We start from the raw sequence: 13,993 nt of genomic DNA, 5'->3' as shown, positions 1-13,993 counted from the left end.
CTCTCTCCGGATTTCGAGGCATCTGGACGTCTTCCGATTGGCCGACTAATTTCACCGCCACGACCATCAGGGAACGAACGATGAAAATGCCACGGACCGCCGCGACGCTGTTTTTTTGCCTTTCCGCACTGACTGCGCAGGCGGCAGACATGATCGATCCCAGCCGGATCATTTCCGCGGCGACAGGGGATTGGGACAAGGATGGCAGCCCTGACCTTGCCTTGCTCACCGAACCGCCGGAGGGCAGCGAGGATGATCACGGAATCTACATCTACCTGAAGGGCGAGACCAACCGCCTTCAGTTGAAGACCTTTGCCCCTAGCAAGGTCTGGGGCAGTGTGGCGACCTATGGGCAGGAACCGTTCATCGAGGCGTTGCCAAACGGCTCGATCCTGATCACCTCACACAACGACTCCATCGGCCGCGACCGCTGGGAGCAGAAGCTCACGATCGCCTACCGCAATTTCGACTTCGTGGTCGCGGGCTACACCTACACGTCCTACGACACGCTCGATCTCGACAACACCACGGAATGCGATTTCAACGTGCTGACCGGCAAGGGCAAGAGCAACGGCAAGCCGGTCGCGACGAAAGGTGAAATCGTGCTCTTGAAGGATTGGTTGGACGATCGCGGCCAGGCAGTTTGTGGCACCCAATAGCGTTGCCTGGCAGCGCTGTCTTTCGATTGTTTACAGCTCGACGACCTTGCCGTCCTCGATGGTGACGCGGCGGTCCATGCGCGAGGCGAGCTCATAGTTGTGCGTGGCGATCATGGCCGCAAGGCCGGACTGGCGGACCAGAGCCTCCAGTGCCTCGAAGACGTAGCCAGCGGTTTCCGGATCAAGATTGCCGGTCGGCTCGTCGGCCAGCAGCACCAGAGGCGCATTGGCGACGGCGCGGGCGATCGCGACGCGCTGCTGTTCACCACCCGAGAGCTCCGAGGGGCGATGCTCGGCGCGATGGCCGATGCGCATATAGTCGAGCAGCGCAGCGGCCCGTTCACGCGCCTCGGCCTTCGCGAGGCCGGCGATCAGCTGCGGCATCATGATGTTTTCGATCGCCGTGAATTCCGGCAGCAGATGGTGGAACTGGTAGACGAAGCCGATGTCGTTACGGCGGATCGCCGTGCGTTGCTCGTCGCCGAGCGTGCCGCAGGATTGGCCATTGATCAGCACCTCGCCGGCATCCGGCCGCTCGAGCAGCCCTGCCAGATGCAAAAGCGTCGACTTGCCGGTGCCCGACGGCGCTACGAGCGCGACCGTCTGCCCCCCATGCAGGGAAAAGTCCGCCCCCTTGAGGATCGACAGAACCCCCTCGCCCTGGGTGTAATGACGCTCGACGCCGGAAAGCTGCAATGCCACGCGCGCATTCATCGTGTCTAAAATCCTTATTTATTCGTAGCGCAGAGCCTGAACCGGATCGAGGCGCGAGGCGCGCCAGGCCGGAAAGATCGTGGCAAGGAAGGACAGGCTGATCGCCATGACGACGACCGAAATGGTCTCGCCAGGGTTCATGTCGGCCGGAAGCTGGCTCAAGAAATAGAGTTCGGGGTTGAACAGCGTCGTGCCCGAAATCCAGGAAAAGAACTGCCGGATGGATTCGACATTGAGGCAGACGATGATGCCGAGAAGAACACCCGCGAGTGTGCCGACGATACCGATCGCCGCACCCGTCATGAAGAAGATGCGCATGATAGAACCGGAGGACGCGCCCATGGTGCGCAGGATAGCGATGTCGCTGCCCTTGTCCTTCACCAGCATGATCAGGCCGGAGACGATGTTGAGTGCCGCCACCAGCACGATCAGCGTCAGGATCATGAACATGACGTTGCGCTCGACCTGAAGGGCGGAGAAGAACGTCTTGTTGCGGTCGCGCCAGTCGCTGATCAGCACCTGACGGCCAGCTGCGTCTTCGATCGGCTGGCGCAGGTCATCAACCAGATCCGGATTGGTAACGAAGAGTTCTATCGACTGGGCGATGCCTTCGGCGTTGAAATAGAGCTGCGCCTCCTCAAGAGGCATGAAGATGATCGAGGCGTCATATTCCGACATGCCGATCTCGAAGATCGCCGAGACGGTGTAGGATTTGACGCGCGGGTTGACGCCCATCGGGGTAACGTCGCCTTCGGGCGCCACCAGCGTGATGGTGCCGCCCGCCGTGATGCCGAGCTGTTCGGCCATGCGCGAGCCGATGGCGACGCCGGTTCCGGCGGCAAAGCCGACCAGATCGCCGGACTGGATGTGGTCGCTGATGGATTTCATCTTGACGAGATCGTCGGCCCGCACGCCGCGGACCAAAGCACCGGTGCCTGCCCCACCCGGACCCGAGGCAAGCGTCTGGCCCTCGATCATCGGGATCGCCATGGTGACGCCCTTGACGCCGGAAAATTTCGTCGCCAGGTCCGCATAGTTGTCCAGCGGCCCGTCGAGCGGCTGCACGATCATGTGGCCGTTGATGCCGAGAATGCGCGAGATGAGCTCGGTGCGAAAGCCGTTCATCACCGCCATGACGATGATCAAGGTTGCCACGCCAAGCATGATGCCGATGAAGGAAAAGCCGGCGATCACCGAAATGAACGCTTCCTTGCGCCGCGAGCGCAGATAGCGCCAGGCCACCATGCGCTCGAACGTCGAAAACGGACGGCTCGACGGCGGCTGAACGGCGGCCGCTGCCTTGTCCTGCTCTAGCGTGGTGGCGCTCATCCCGGCTCCCTTATTTCGACGCAGTCAGCTTGTTGATCGCAGCCTCGATGGTCAATGTCTCGCGGGCGCCGCTCTTGCGATCCTTGAGCTCGACCTCGCCGGTTCCGACGGAACGCGGACCGACAATGATCTGCATCGGCACGCCGATCAGGTCGGCCGTGGCAAACTTGGTGCCGGCGCGGTCATCCTTGTCGTCATAGAGGGGATCAAGGCCCGCCTTGTTGAGCGCACCATAAATGGTTTCGCAGGCTGTGTCGCAGGCAGCGTCGCCGGATTTCATGTTGATCACGACCGCATCGAAGGGCGCGATCGAAGCCGGCCAGATGATGCCGTTTTCATCATGCGAGGCCTCGATGATCGCCGGAACCAGCCGGGTCGGGCCGATGCCGTAGGAGCCCATATGCACGGTATGTTCCTTGCCGTCGGGGCCTTGAACCCGGGCGCCCATGGCTTCGGAATACTTGGTGCCGAAATAAAAGATATGGCCGACCTCGATGCCGCGCGCGGAAACCTTCGAGGCGTCATCGACAGCGTTGAAGGCGGCCTCGTCGTGCATCTCCGAGGTGGCGGCATAGAGCGACGTCCACTTGTCGAAGATCGCCTTCATTGCAGCTGCGTCCCAGAAATTCGTATCTTCGGCCGGAATGTCGAAGTTCAGGAAATCCTTGTGGCAGAAGACTTCCGATTCACCGGTATCGGCGAGGATGATGAATTCGTGGCTGAGGTCACCGCCAATGGGACCGGTGTCCGCACGCATCGGTATGGCCCGCAGACCCATGCGTGAGAAGGTACGCAGATAGGCGGCAAACATCCGGTTATAGGAATCCACCGCGCCTTCGCGGTTGAGATCGAAGGAATAGGCGTCCTTCATCAGAAACTCGCGCGAGCGCATGGTGCCGAAACGCGGGCGGATCTCGTCGCGGAATTTCAGCTGGATATGGTAGAGATTGAGCGGCAGGTCCTTGTAGGACTTCACATAGGAGCGGAACACATCCGTGATCATCTCCTCGTTGGTCGGACCGTAGAGCATCGGCCGTTCCTGGCGGTCCTTGATGCGCAGCATTTCCTTGCCGTAAGCGTCGTAACGGCCGCTTTCCTGCCAGAGTTCGGCCGATTGCAGCGTCGGCATCAACAATTCGACGGCGCCTGCCCGGTTCTGTTCCTCGCGGATGATGGCGTTGACCTTGTCCAGCACCCGCTTACCCAGCGGCAGCCAGGTATAGATGCCAGCCGACTGCTGTCGAACCATGCCGGCACGCAGCATCAGGCGATGCGACACGATCTCCGCTTCCTTCGGGTTTTCCTTCAGAATGGGCATGAAAAAGCGGGACAGGCGCATGAACGGGTTCCGGAACTTTATGCACTTCGCACTATCGTTGGATTCGGGCGAAATAACGTTGAGCTTGCAGCCCCTGCACGCTCGACGAGCATGCGAACGGGCACTGCCGTTTGACTATGTGTCGCGACGCTCCGACCGGCCGATTCAGGAAGAAGGATGCACCGCGCTCAAGCGTTCATAGACGCTTCGCGACAGGAAGAAAACCCGTCATCTTTGTTGACGTCACGGCTTAACGAGCCGGCGTTTCGGGCGCTGAAAAAGCGATTGACGGGTACGGCAAAAAGGCACGGTAGTAACAGGAATCCGACAGATATTGTCAACGGAAAAATTTTGCTCGACTGTAGCAAAAATGCAAAAAAATCAGATGACAACGCATAATGTTTGAGCTAGTTTCGGCTCACAAAAGAGGCAGGGAGATTAAATTCTTGTCGATTTCGCGGTCAAGTCTTGGGAGGATAAGATCTTAGGCGCGGTCATACGCAGCCACCGGTAACGGATAAGGATCACGCGATACTTTAAGAACAAGGCTTTTAGCCTTGTTTTTTTTTGCTTTTCAACAAAACCGATTCTGAAAGAAGAAGAGCGAGCGCGTCAATCGTGTCAATTCCGTGGCGCGCGCCTCAGCGGCTTTGACCCGACCGTCCGTAAGTCGTCGCTATCACACAAGCGAATGTCGCAACGGCAACACGCCCGATTTGATCTCAGTAGAATTTTGGCGCGAATTGGGGGATTGCGTCCAAACCGTAGCCAAGGCGCACGGAGAGGATATACCACGCGAAGTGGATAATGGCCGCAAGCACCGAGGTCAGCAGAAAAACCCGCAGCGCCCGGAAGCGCGCCGGCGCGCTCTCGACGCTGCCTGGCACGACCTCGTTCTCCTCGGCTTGGGTGCGCAGGCCGATCGGCAGGACAATGAACAGCGTCAACCACCAGATGATGAAGTAGATCGCAAAGATGGAAAAGATCGGCATCGTGGTCTCTCACGGCGAAGGGAACCGAAGGGGCTCTCTTTGGCATTGTTGGTCGTTATACCGCTTTCCGGCTTGTCCGACAAACCTCAGGCTCGCGCCCTTCTGTCACACCTGCTCCAGTTCGATCAGCGTCCCGAAGAAATCCTTGGGGTGAAGGAAGAGCACAGGCTTTCCATGCGCGCCGATCTTCGGCTGGCCGTCGCCAAGAACGCGTCCCCCCGCAGCAACAAGGCTGTCGCGCGCTGCTACAATATCATCGACCTCGTAGCAGATATGATGCATGCCGCCGGCGGGGTTCTTGGCAAGGAAGGCTGCAATCGGCGAGTCCTCACCCAGCGGCTCCAGCAGTTCCACCTTGGTGTTTGCAAGCGTGACGAAAACCACGCTGACACCGTGCTCAGGCAAGGCATCCGGCGCCGTTACCGAGGCACCCAGCACCGAGCGGTATTTTTCCGCCGCCTCGATGAGGTTTGGAACGGCCAGCGCAATGTGATTGACACGTCCAAGCATGGTTTTGCCTTTCGCGCGATCCATCCAGGCGTCAGAGCTTGTTAATGAACACGGTGACGACCGGTTTCTTGCCCCAGACCTCATTGGCCGTGCCGCGAACCGCGCGTCGAACCGCTTCCTGTACCATGGCGAGATCCTTGCGCTTGCCGCGCGGGATGCTTTCGACGGCGCCAAGCACGGCATCATAGAGCGTATCGTTCATATCCTCACCCTCGTCATCGAACTCGGGCAGACCGATGGTGACGACATCGGGATCGGCGTTGAAATCATACCGTTCGTCAAGCACGACATTGACCGACACATGGCCGGCAAAAGAAAGCTTGCGGCGCTCGCCGATGCCCATCTCGTCGAAGTCGCCGATCAGGCTGCCATCCTTGTAGATACGGCCATGCGGCGCCGTGCCGATCACCGTTGCCGGACCGGGCGCAAGCCGCAGGATGTCGCCATTGCGCACGCGCGGAACCGTCTTGATGCCGGATTGCAGGCCGAGTTCGGTCTGGGCCGTCAGATGCGCCGCCTCACCGTGAACCGGCACGAGGATCTGCGGCCGCGTCCATTCGTACATTTGCTGCAACTCGTGACGGCGGGGGTGGCCGGAAACATGCACGAGGGCTTCCGAGTCTGTGACGATATGGATGCCCTGCTCGACGAGGCCATTCTTGATGTCGTTGATCGCCTTCTCGTTGCCGGGAATGGCGCGGGAAGAAAACACCACGGTATCGCCAGCCGTGAAGGCAACGTTGCGCATCTCGTCACGAGAAATCTTTGCCAGCGCCGCACGGGATTCTCCCTGGCTGCCGGTGAGGATGACAACGACCTTGTCGCGCGGGATATAGCCGAATTCGTCTTCGGCGATGAACGGGTTCAATCCTTCCATCAGGCCGACATCGCGGGCGACGTCGCAGACGCGCTTCATTGAACTACCGAGCAAAAGGACTTCGCGACCGGCGGAGGCGGATGCCTTGGCGATTGAGCGGATACGGCCGACATTGGACGAGAAGGTGGTGATCGCGACGCGGCCGGTGGCGTTCTCGATGATCTTGGTGAGGCTCGCCGAAACCTCCTCTTCCTGGGGCGATACGCCATCGCGCATCGCATTGGTGCTGTCGCACATCAGCGCGAGCACGCCCTCGTCGCCGATCGCGCGGAACCGCGCCTCGTCCGTCAACGGACCAAGTGAAGGCGCATGATCGATCTTCCAGTCGCCGGTATGGACGATATTGCCGAGCGGCGTGCGGATGACCAGCGACATCGGCTCGGGGATCGAATGGTTGACGCCGACCGCTTCAATCTCGAACGGACCGACATTGATCCGGTCGCCCTGCTTGAAGATCGTGATCGGCACGTCGGCGCGCGTCCGCTCGAAATTGCGTTTGGCGTCAAGCATGCCGTCTGTAAACGGCGACGCATAGACAGGCACGTTCAGGCCCGGCCAGAGATCGGCGAGCGCGCCGTAGTGGTCTTCATGGGCATGGGTGATGATGATGCCCTTGAGGTTCTTGCGTTCCTCTGCCAGAAATCGGATATCCGGCAGAACCAGATCAACACCTGGCAGGTCCGGCCCCGGAAAGGTCACGCCGCAATCGACCATGATCCACTGACGGCTGGAGGGCGCACCATAGCCGTAAAGGGCCAGGTTCATGCCGATTTCCCCAACTCCGCCCAGCGGCAGGAAGACGAGTTCGTCTTGTTTGCTCATTTAATGATTGCGCCTTGTTTCATCCAAAAAATACATCGCCCGCGGCGATGCGGTGGACCATGCCTGCTCCGACATCGAGCATCAGCCGGCCGTCTTCATCTATGCCTTCGAACCGTCCGGAAAGCGAGCGGTCCGGCAGGTTGACCGTGATCTTCTGGCCTATACCGCCTGCTGCGGACCGCCATTCTGCAATAATCTCGGCTATGCCCTGCCCGCGGTTCCAGACATTCAATGCCTCGCCCATGCTGCGAAACAAATGGGCAAACAATTCTTCCGGTGAAACTGCTGCGCCTTCTGCCTGCAGGCTGGTCACGGGATAAAGCCCGTGGTCCGGCGCCAGCGCGACATTGATGCCGCAACCGATGACCAGCGCGTGCCTGCCGTCAGCCAACCCCTCGCCTTCGAGCAGGATACCGCAGCACTTCTTGCCCGCAATCAGAATGTCGTTGGGCCATTTGATCGAGACCGGGTTGGATCCCGGCGGCATGACCGCCTGGATCGCCCGATGCACTGCGACGGCAACAGCGAGCGGCAGGGAATGAAGCTTGTCCATCGGCGCCGGGTCGATCAGCAGCAGCGACGCATAGAGATTGCCTGGTTCCGAGGACCAGGCCCGGCCGCGCCGCCCCCGCCCCTCGATCTGCCGTGTCGCGGTGATCCAGTGGAGTCCCGGATCACCGGCGCGGGCGCGGATCAGGCATTCGGTGTTCGTCGACCCGACATCGCCAAGGGCAGTGTGCCGGAAGTCATCGAGCGAGAGCCTGCCGATCCGGTGCTCGCTGATCAAAAGAAGGTCCGCGCTGCAACTTCGGCCGCCGTGCCGATCGGTCCGCCGATCAGCACATAGGCAACGACAAACAGACCGGAGAGACCATAAACGAGGCGCAGCACGCCGGACGGGCGCGCGAACTCGCCTTTGGCTTCATCGAACCACATCAGCTTGATGACGCGCAGGTAGTAATAGGCACCCACGACCGAGGCCAGAACGCCGATAATCGCCAGTGCGTAAAGTTGCGCCTCGATCGCCGCCATGAACACGAAATATTTGGCGAAGAAGCCGGCCAGCGGCGGAATGCCGGCCAGCGAGAACATCATCACCGTCAATACCGTCGCCATGAGAGGATTGGTCTGCGACAGGCCGGCGAGGTCATCGACGTTCTCGACATGGTTGCCGTCCTTGCGCTTCATCGCCATGATGCAGGCGAAGGTGCCAAGCGTCATGACCATATAGACCAGCATGTAGATCAGCACGCCGCGCACACCGGCCATCGAGCCGCTGGCAAGGCCGACGAGCGCGTAGCCCATATGGCCGATCGACGAATAGGCCATCAGTCGCTTGATGTTCTTCTGGCCGATCGCCGCGAACGAGCCAAGCAGCATAGAAGCGATTGAGATGAAGACGATGATCTGCCGCCAGTCGGCAACAATCGGCTCGAATGGCGTGATCACCAGACGGATGAGCATCGCCATCGCCGCGATCTTTGGCGCGGCAGCGAAGAATGCCGTTACCGGCGTCGGCGCACCTTCGTAGACGTCCGGCGTCCACATATGGAACGGAACGGCCGAAATCTTGAAGGCGACGCCGGCAAGAATGAAGACGAGCCCGAAAACCAGACCGAGCGAACGGCCCTCCGCCGTCAGCGCCGACGCGATGGCTTCGAAGCCGGTATGACCGGTGAAGCCGTAAACCAGCGACATGCCGTAGAGCAGCATGCCCGATGACAGCGCGCCGAGAACAAAATATTTGAGGCCCGCTTCGGTCGAACGGAGGTTGTCACGGTGCATCGCGGCAACGACATAGAGCGACAGCGACTGCAGTTCGAGCGCAAGATAGACCGAGATGAGGTCGTTGGCCGAAATCATCAGCAGCATGCCGAGCGTCGCCAGCACCACCAGCACCGGGAACTCGAAGCGGTCGATGCCCGCCGAGCGCGCCTCGCCCGCCGACATGATCAGCGTGACCATGGAGCCGGCCAGCGTCAGCACCTTCATGAACTTGGCGAATGGGTCGGAGAGGAACACACCGCCATAGGCCTCACCGTCGCCGGTCTGCCAGACCAGCCAGGCACCCGAAACGGCAAGTAGGCCAACGGCAAGGCCGGTGATCAGCCCAGAAGACTTCTCGCCCGAGAAGACACCGATCATCAACAGGACCATGGCGCCGACCGCAAGGATCAGCTCCGGCGTCGACAGGTGCAGGCTAGCGAGGAATGTTTCAGCAGTCATTTCAATCCCGTCCTGTCGTCATTGCGCCGAAAGCGCAACGTCTTGCGCGGCCTGCACGGCGGCAGTGTAGTTGTTCACGAGTAGATCCACCGAGGCTGCCGTCGCATCGAAAACCGGAGCCGGATAGACGCCGAAGAAGATGGTCAGCACGACCAGCGGGTAGAGGATGACCTTTTCCCGGCCGGAGAGGTCGAGCAGCGACTTCAGGCTGTCCTTCTCGAGCGCGCCGAAGATCACGCGGCGATAGAGCCAGAGCGCGTAGCAGGCGGAGAGAATGACACCGCTCGTTGCGAAGAAGGCGACCCAGGTGTTTGCTCGGAAGGCACCGAGAAGCGTGGTGATTTCGCCAACGAAGCCGGAGGTACCGGGAAGACCGACATTGGCCATGGTGAAGACCATGAAGGCGACCGCATATTTCGGCATGTTGTTGACGAGGCCGCCATAGGCGCTGATCTCGCGGGTGTGGGTACGGTCATAGACGACGCCGACGCAAAGGAAGAGCGCGCCCGAGACGATGCCGTGCGACAGCATCTGGAAGATCGCGCCCTGTACGCCTTGCGTATTGGCGGCGAAAATCCCCATGGTGACGTAGCCCATGTGGGCGACCGACGAATAGGCGATCAGTTTCTTGATGTCGGATTGCATCATCGCGACCAGCGAGGTGTAGATGATGGCGACGATCGACAACGAGAAGACCATGGGCGCAAAATATTCCGACGCCAGCGGGAACATCGGCAACGAGAAGCGCAGGAAGCCGTAGCCGCCGAGCTTCAGGAGGATGCCCGCCAGGATGACCGAGCCCGCCGTCGGCGCCTGGACGTGCGCGTCAGGAAGCCAGGTGTGGACCGGCCACATCGGCATCTTCACCGCGAAGGAGGCGAAGAAGGCCAGCCATAGCCAGGTCTGCATCTGGCGCGGGAAGTTGTAGGCAAGCAGTTCGGCGATATCCGTCGTGCCGGCCTGCCAGTACATCGCCATGATGGCGAGCAGCATCAGCACCGAGCCGAGCAGCGTGTAGAGGAAGAACTTGTAGGACGCATAGACACGCTCCTTGCCGCCCCAGACGCCGATGATGATGAACATCGGAATGAGGCCGGCTTCGAAGAAGACGTAGAAGAGAACGATATCGAGCGACACGAAGACGCCGACCATGAACACTTCCAGAAGCAGGAAGGCGATCATGTACTGCTTCAGGCGCTTCTCGATGGTCACCCAACTCGCCAGCACGCAGAAAGGCATCAGGAAAGCCGACAGGACGACGAAGAGCACCGAAATGCCGTCGACGCCGAGATGATAGGAAATGCCTGTACCGAGCCAGGCGTGCTTCTCGATCATCTGGAAGCCCGGGTTGGTGTAGTCGAAGCTCCACCATATCCAAAGCGACAGGATGAAAGTGGCGATCGTCGTCAGGAGCGAGATGTTCAGGATATTGCGGCGACCGGAAGCGCTGTCTTCACGCATCAGAAGCAGAAGAGCAACGCCTGCCAGCGGCAGGAAGGTGACCGCGGAAAGAATGGGCCAATCGGTCATCAGAAGGAGCTCCCGAGCATCATCCAGGTAACGAGCGCCGCAATGCCGATCAGCATCGCGAAGGCGTAGTGATAGAGGTAACCGGTCTGCAGGCGAACGACGCGGTCGGTGACGTCCATGACGCGCGCGGCAATGCCGTTCGGGCCAAAGCCGTCGATGACCCGCCCGTCACCTTCCTTCCAGAGGAAGGTGCCGATGCGCTTGGCCGGACGGACGAACAGGAAGTCGTAGATCTCGTCGAAGTACCACTTGTTGAGCAGGAACTGGTAGAGAACGCGGTGCTGATTGGCCAGATACTTCGGCGTTTCAGGCGAGCGGATATACATGTACCAGGCGGTGATGAGGCCGAGCGCCATGGCGCAGAAGGGGCTCCATTTCACCCAGAGCGGTACGTGGTGGTATTCCTCGAGCAGCTCGTTTTCCGGCAGCGTGAACAGCGAACCCTGCCAGAACTCGACATAGTGATGGCCGAAGAAATAATCGTGGAACAGGAAGCCCGCGAGGAGCGCGCCAGTGCCGAGAAGGTAGAGCGGCACGAGCATCACCTGCGGCGATTCATGGACGTGGTGCATGACTTCATGGGAAGCGCGTGGCTTGCCGTGGAAGGTCATGAAGGTCAGACGCCAGGAATAGAAGCTCGTGAACAGCGCGGCGAGCACCAGCAGCGAGAACGCCAAACCGGAAAGCACACTGTGCGAGGCGAAGGTCGATTCGATGATCGCGTCCTTCGAGAAGAAGCCTGCCGTACCGATAACCGTACCCGGGATACCGACACCCGTCAGCGCAATCGTGCCGATGAACATCGTCCAATACGTCATCGGAATGTGCTTGCGCAGGCCGCCCATGAACCGCATGTCCTGTTCACCATCGACGGCATGGATGACCGAGCCGGCACCCAGGAACAACAGCGCCTTGAAGAAGGCGTGCGTGAACAGGTGGAAGATGCCGGCGCCATAGGCGCCGACGCCGAGCGCCACGAACATGTAGCCGAGCTGCGAGCAGGTGGAATAGGCGATGACGCGCTTGATGTCGTTCTGCACGAGGCCGACGGTCGCTGCGAAGAAGGCCGTGATCGCGCCGACCAGCACGACGACCGTGCGGGCATCCTCGGTCAGTTCGAACAGCGGCGACATACGGGCGACGAGGAAGACGCCGGCGGTGACCATGGTCGCGGCATGGATGAGCGCCGAAACCGGTGTCGGGCCTTCCATGGCGTCCGGCAGCCAGGTGTGCAGCAGGAACTGCGCCGACTTGCCCATCGCGCCCATGAAGAGCAGCAGGCAGATAGCGGTGATGGCGTGCGCCTTGTCGAGATGCATGCCGAACAGGTTGATGACGGCTTCGCCACCTTCCGCTGCACCCTCCGCTGGCAGATAGCTTGCGGCCGCCGCGAAGATTGTTTCGAAATTGATCGAACCGAACAGAACGAAGACGCCGAAGATGCCGAGTGCGAAACCGAAGTCGCCGACGCGGTTGACGACAAAGGCCTTGATCGCCGCGGCGTTGGCTGACGGCTTCTTGTACCAGAAGCCGATCAGCAAGTACGACGCCAGACCCACGCCTTCCCAACCGAAGAACATCTGCAGGAGATTGTCAGACGTGATCAGCATCAGCATCGCGAAGGTGAACAGCGACAGATAGGCGAAGAAGCGCGGCCGGTTCGGATCGTGGTGCATGTAGCCGATCGAGTAGATATGAACCAGGCACGACACCGTGTTGACGACCACGAACATCACGGCCGTCAGCGTGTCGACGCGGAAGGCCCATTCGGCGTCGAAGCTGCCGGACTGGATCCAGCGCATGACGGTGACCTTGATCATCTCCGTCTCGCCCAGCGCGACGTTGAAGAAGACGAACCACGACAGCACGGCGACGATGACCATGAAGCCGCTGGTGACATATTCCGACGCCTTGGCGCCAATCGAGGTGCCGAACAGACCGGCGATCAAAAAGCCGATCAGCGGCAGGAAGACGATAGCTTGAATAATCGTATTCATTGCCCGCTCAGCCCTTCATCATGTTGACGTCTTCGACGGCGATCGAACCGCGGTTGCGGTAGAAGACGACGAGAATTGCAAGACCGATCGCGGCTTCCGCGGCCGCCACGGTCAGAATGAACAAGGCAAACACCTGGCCGGTGATGTCGCCCAGGAACGACGAGAAGGCGACCATGTTGATGTTCACCGCAAGCAGGATGAGTTCCACCGACATCAGGATGATGATGACATTCTTCCGGTTGAGGAAGATGCCGAAGACGCCGAGCGTAAACAGGACGGCGCTAACGGTCAGATAGTGGGAAATACCGATTTCCATGATGATTGTTCCTTGACCCCGCCTGTCTTAAAGACCCTGTCCCGACTTTACCTTGACCACTTCGACAGCGGTCTTCGGCGTACGGGCAACCTGTGTGGGAATATCCTGACGCTTGATGTTTTCGCGATGGCGCAGCGTCAGCACGATGGCACCGATCATCGCAACCAACAGAACCAGACCAGCGATCTGGAAGAAGTAGACATAGTGCGTGTAGAGCACGTCACCGAGTGCGGCGGTGTTGGTTCGGTCCGTCACAGCCGGGATCGGCATCGAAATCGACTTGGCGATTTCCGGCGAAAGCGTACTGCCGCCGACCACGATGATCAGTTCGGCCGCAAGCACAAGGCCGATCAGCGCGCCGACCGGCGCATAGTCAAGCACCCCTGCCCTCAGTTCGGTGAAGTCGATGTCGAGCATCATCACGACGAAGAGGAAGAGAACCGCAACCGCGCCGATATAGACGACCAGCAGGATCATCGCGAGGAATTCGGCGCCCGTCAGCAGAAACAGACCGGCCGAATTGAAGAACGTCAGGATCAGAAACAGCACGGAATAAACCGGGTTTCGCGCGGAAATGACCATGAACGCCGACGCAACCGCGACGAATGAAAAAAGATAGAAAAAAAGAGCCTGCAGACCCATGATCGGTGCCTTTTTCGTCTTCCCCGGGCAGGCATGACCGACAGGCCACCCTTCCCACTGG

13 protein-coding genes are annotated in these 13,993 nt (G+C 60.0%); 1 reads left to right on the top strand and 12 read right to left on the bottom strand.

Features of this window, described 5'->3' with window-relative positions:
- Nucleotides 1-80: 80 nt before the first annotated feature.
- On the top strand, nt 81-659 hold the full coding sequence (locus WI754_RS13275) for a hypothetical protein (protein WP_349433909.1): 579 nt from the start codon (nt 81-83) through the stop codon (nt 657-659).
- A gap of 30 nt (nt 660-689) precedes the next feature.
- Here the strand turns inward: WI754_RS13275 and WI754_RS13270 are convergent, their stop codons facing one another.
- The 12 genes from WI754_RS13270 to WI754_RS13215 all read right to left on the bottom strand — a co-directional run bounded on the left by WI754_RS13270 (nt 690) and on the right by WI754_RS13215 (nt 13,932).
- Complete coding sequence (locus tag WI754_RS13270; protein ID WP_037121900.1) at nt 690-1,373, bottom strand: ABC transporter ATP-binding protein; 684 nt, start codon at nt 1,371-1,373, stop codon at nt 690-692.
- 18 nt (nt 1,374-1,391) lie between these two features.
- Nucleotides 1,392-2,702: a lipoprotein-releasing ABC transporter permease subunit gene (locus WI754_RS13265; protein ID WP_349433907.1), complete on the bottom strand. Its 1,311-nt coding sequence runs from the start codon at nt 2,700-2,702 to the stop codon at nt 1,392-1,394.
- Between the two features lie 10 nt (nt 2,703-2,712).
- Complete coding sequence (gene proS, locus WI754_RS13260; RefSeq protein ID WP_349433906.1) at nt 2,713-4,041, bottom strand: proline--tRNA ligase; 1,329 nt, start codon at nt 4,039-4,041, stop codon at nt 2,713-2,715.
- 701 nt (nt 4,042-4,742) lie between these two features.
- The gene (locus WI754_RS13255) at nt 4,743-5,012 is read right to left on the bottom strand and encodes a DUF1467 family protein (RefSeq protein ID WP_113005666.1); all 270 of its coding nucleotides are present in this window, start codon (nt 5,010-5,012) and stop codon (nt 4,743-4,745) included.
- A 105-nt stretch (nt 5,013-5,117) separates the two neighbouring features.
- The gene (gene mce, locus WI754_RS13250) at nt 5,118-5,522 is read right to left on the bottom strand and encodes a methylmalonyl-CoA epimerase (protein ID WP_349433905.1); all 405 of its coding nucleotides are present in this window, start codon (nt 5,520-5,522) and stop codon (nt 5,118-5,120) included.
- A 31-nt stretch (nt 5,523-5,553) separates the two neighbouring features.
- Nucleotides 5,554-7,221 (bottom strand): ribonuclease J, encoded by a 1,668-nt coding sequence (locus WI754_RS13245; RefSeq protein WP_349433904.1) that lies wholly within the window; start codon nt 7,219-7,221, stop codon nt 5,554-5,556.
- Nucleotides 7,222-7,240: 19 nt separating this feature from the next.
- On the bottom strand, nt 7,241-8,008 hold the full coding sequence (locus tag WI754_RS13240; protein WP_349433903.1) for a biotin--[acetyl-CoA-carboxylase] ligase: 768 nt from the start codon (nt 8,006-8,008) through the stop codon (nt 7,241-7,243).
- Complete coding sequence (nuoN, locus tag WI754_RS13235; protein ID WP_349433902.1) at nt 8,005-9,447, bottom strand: NADH-quinone oxidoreductase subunit NuoN; 1,443 nt, start codon at nt 9,445-9,447, stop codon at nt 8,005-8,007. Before nuoN ends, WI754_RS13240 begins: the two co-directional genes overlap by 4 nt.
- 18 nt (nt 9,448-9,465) lie before the next feature.
- On the bottom strand, nt 9,466-10,977 hold the full coding sequence (locus WI754_RS13230; RefSeq protein ID WP_349433900.1) for an NADH-quinone oxidoreductase subunit M: 1,512 nt from the start codon (nt 10,975-10,977) through the stop codon (nt 9,466-9,468).
- Nucleotides 10,977-12,974, bottom strand: coding sequence for an NADH-quinone oxidoreductase subunit L (gene nuoL / locus WI754_RS13225; protein ID WP_349433899.1), 1,998 nt, complete (start codon nt 12,972-12,974; stop codon nt 10,977-10,979). Before nuoL ends, WI754_RS13230 begins: the two co-directional genes overlap by 1 nt.
- 7 nt (nt 12,975-12,981) lie before the next feature.
- Nucleotides 12,982-13,290, bottom strand: coding sequence for an NADH-quinone oxidoreductase subunit NuoK (nuoK, locus tag WI754_RS13220; protein ID WP_037121883.1), 309 nt, complete (start codon nt 13,288-13,290; stop codon nt 12,982-12,984).
- Between the two features lie 27 nt (nt 13,291-13,317).
- A complete protein-coding gene (locus WI754_RS13215) occupies nt 13,318-13,932 on the bottom strand; it encodes an NADH-quinone oxidoreductase subunit J (RefSeq protein ID WP_349433898.1) in 615 nt (204 codons plus the stop codon).
- Nucleotides 13,933-13,993 lie beyond the last annotated feature (61 nt).

The sequence above is a fragment of the Pararhizobium sp. A13 genome (assembly GCF_040126305.1).
Lineage (GTDB): Bacteria > Pseudomonadota > Alphaproteobacteria > Rhizobiales > Rhizobiaceae > Pararhizobium.
The sequence above is the reverse complement of the archived record's forward strand: the minus strand, read 5'-3'. Positions and strand labels throughout refer to the sequence as shown.

Coding starts and splice junctions, on each gene's coding strand:
- WI754_RS13275 (WP_349433909.1), top strand. CDS start 81: ATGAAAATGCCACGGACCGCCGCGACGCTGTTTTTTTGCCTTTCCGCA.
- WI754_RS13270 (WP_037121900.1), bottom strand. CDS start 1,373: ATGAATGCGCGCGTGGCATTGCAGCTTTCCGGCGTCGAGCGTCATTAC.
- WI754_RS13265 (WP_349433907.1), bottom strand. CDS start 2,702: ATGAGCGCCACCACGCTAGAGCAGGACAAGGCAGCGGCCGCCGTTCAG.
- proS (WP_349433906.1), bottom strand. CDS start 4,041: ATGCGCCTGTCCCGCTTTTTCATGCCCATTCTGAAGGAAAACCCGAAG.
- WI754_RS13255 (WP_113005666.1), bottom strand. CDS start 5,012: ATGCCGATCTTTTCCATCTTTGCGATCTACTTCATCATCTGGTGGTTG.
- mce (WP_349433905.1), bottom strand. CDS start 5,522: ATGCTTGGACGTGTCAATCACATTGCGCTGGCCGTTCCAAACCTCATC.
- WI754_RS13245 (WP_349433904.1), bottom strand. CDS start 7,221: ATGAGCAAACAAGACGAACTCGTCTTCCTGCCGCTGGGCGGAGTTGGG.
- nuoN (WP_349433902.1), bottom strand. CDS start 9,447: ATGACTGCTGAAACATTCCTCGCTAGCCTGCACCTGTCGACGCCGGAG.
- WI754_RS13230 (WP_349433900.1), bottom strand. CDS start 10,977: ATGACCGATTGGCCCATTCTTTCCGCGGTCACCTTCCTGCCGCTGGCA.
- nuoL (WP_349433899.1), bottom strand. CDS start 12,974: ATGAATACGATTATTCAAGCTATCGTCTTCCTGCCGCTGATCGGCTTT.
- nuoK (WP_037121883.1), bottom strand. CDS start 13,290: ATGGAAATCGGTATTTCCCACTATCTGACCGTTAGCGCCGTCCTGTTT.
- WI754_RS13215 (WP_349433898.1), bottom strand. CDS start 13,932: ATGGGTCTGCAGGCTCTTTTTTTCTATCTTTTTTCATTCGTCGCGGTT.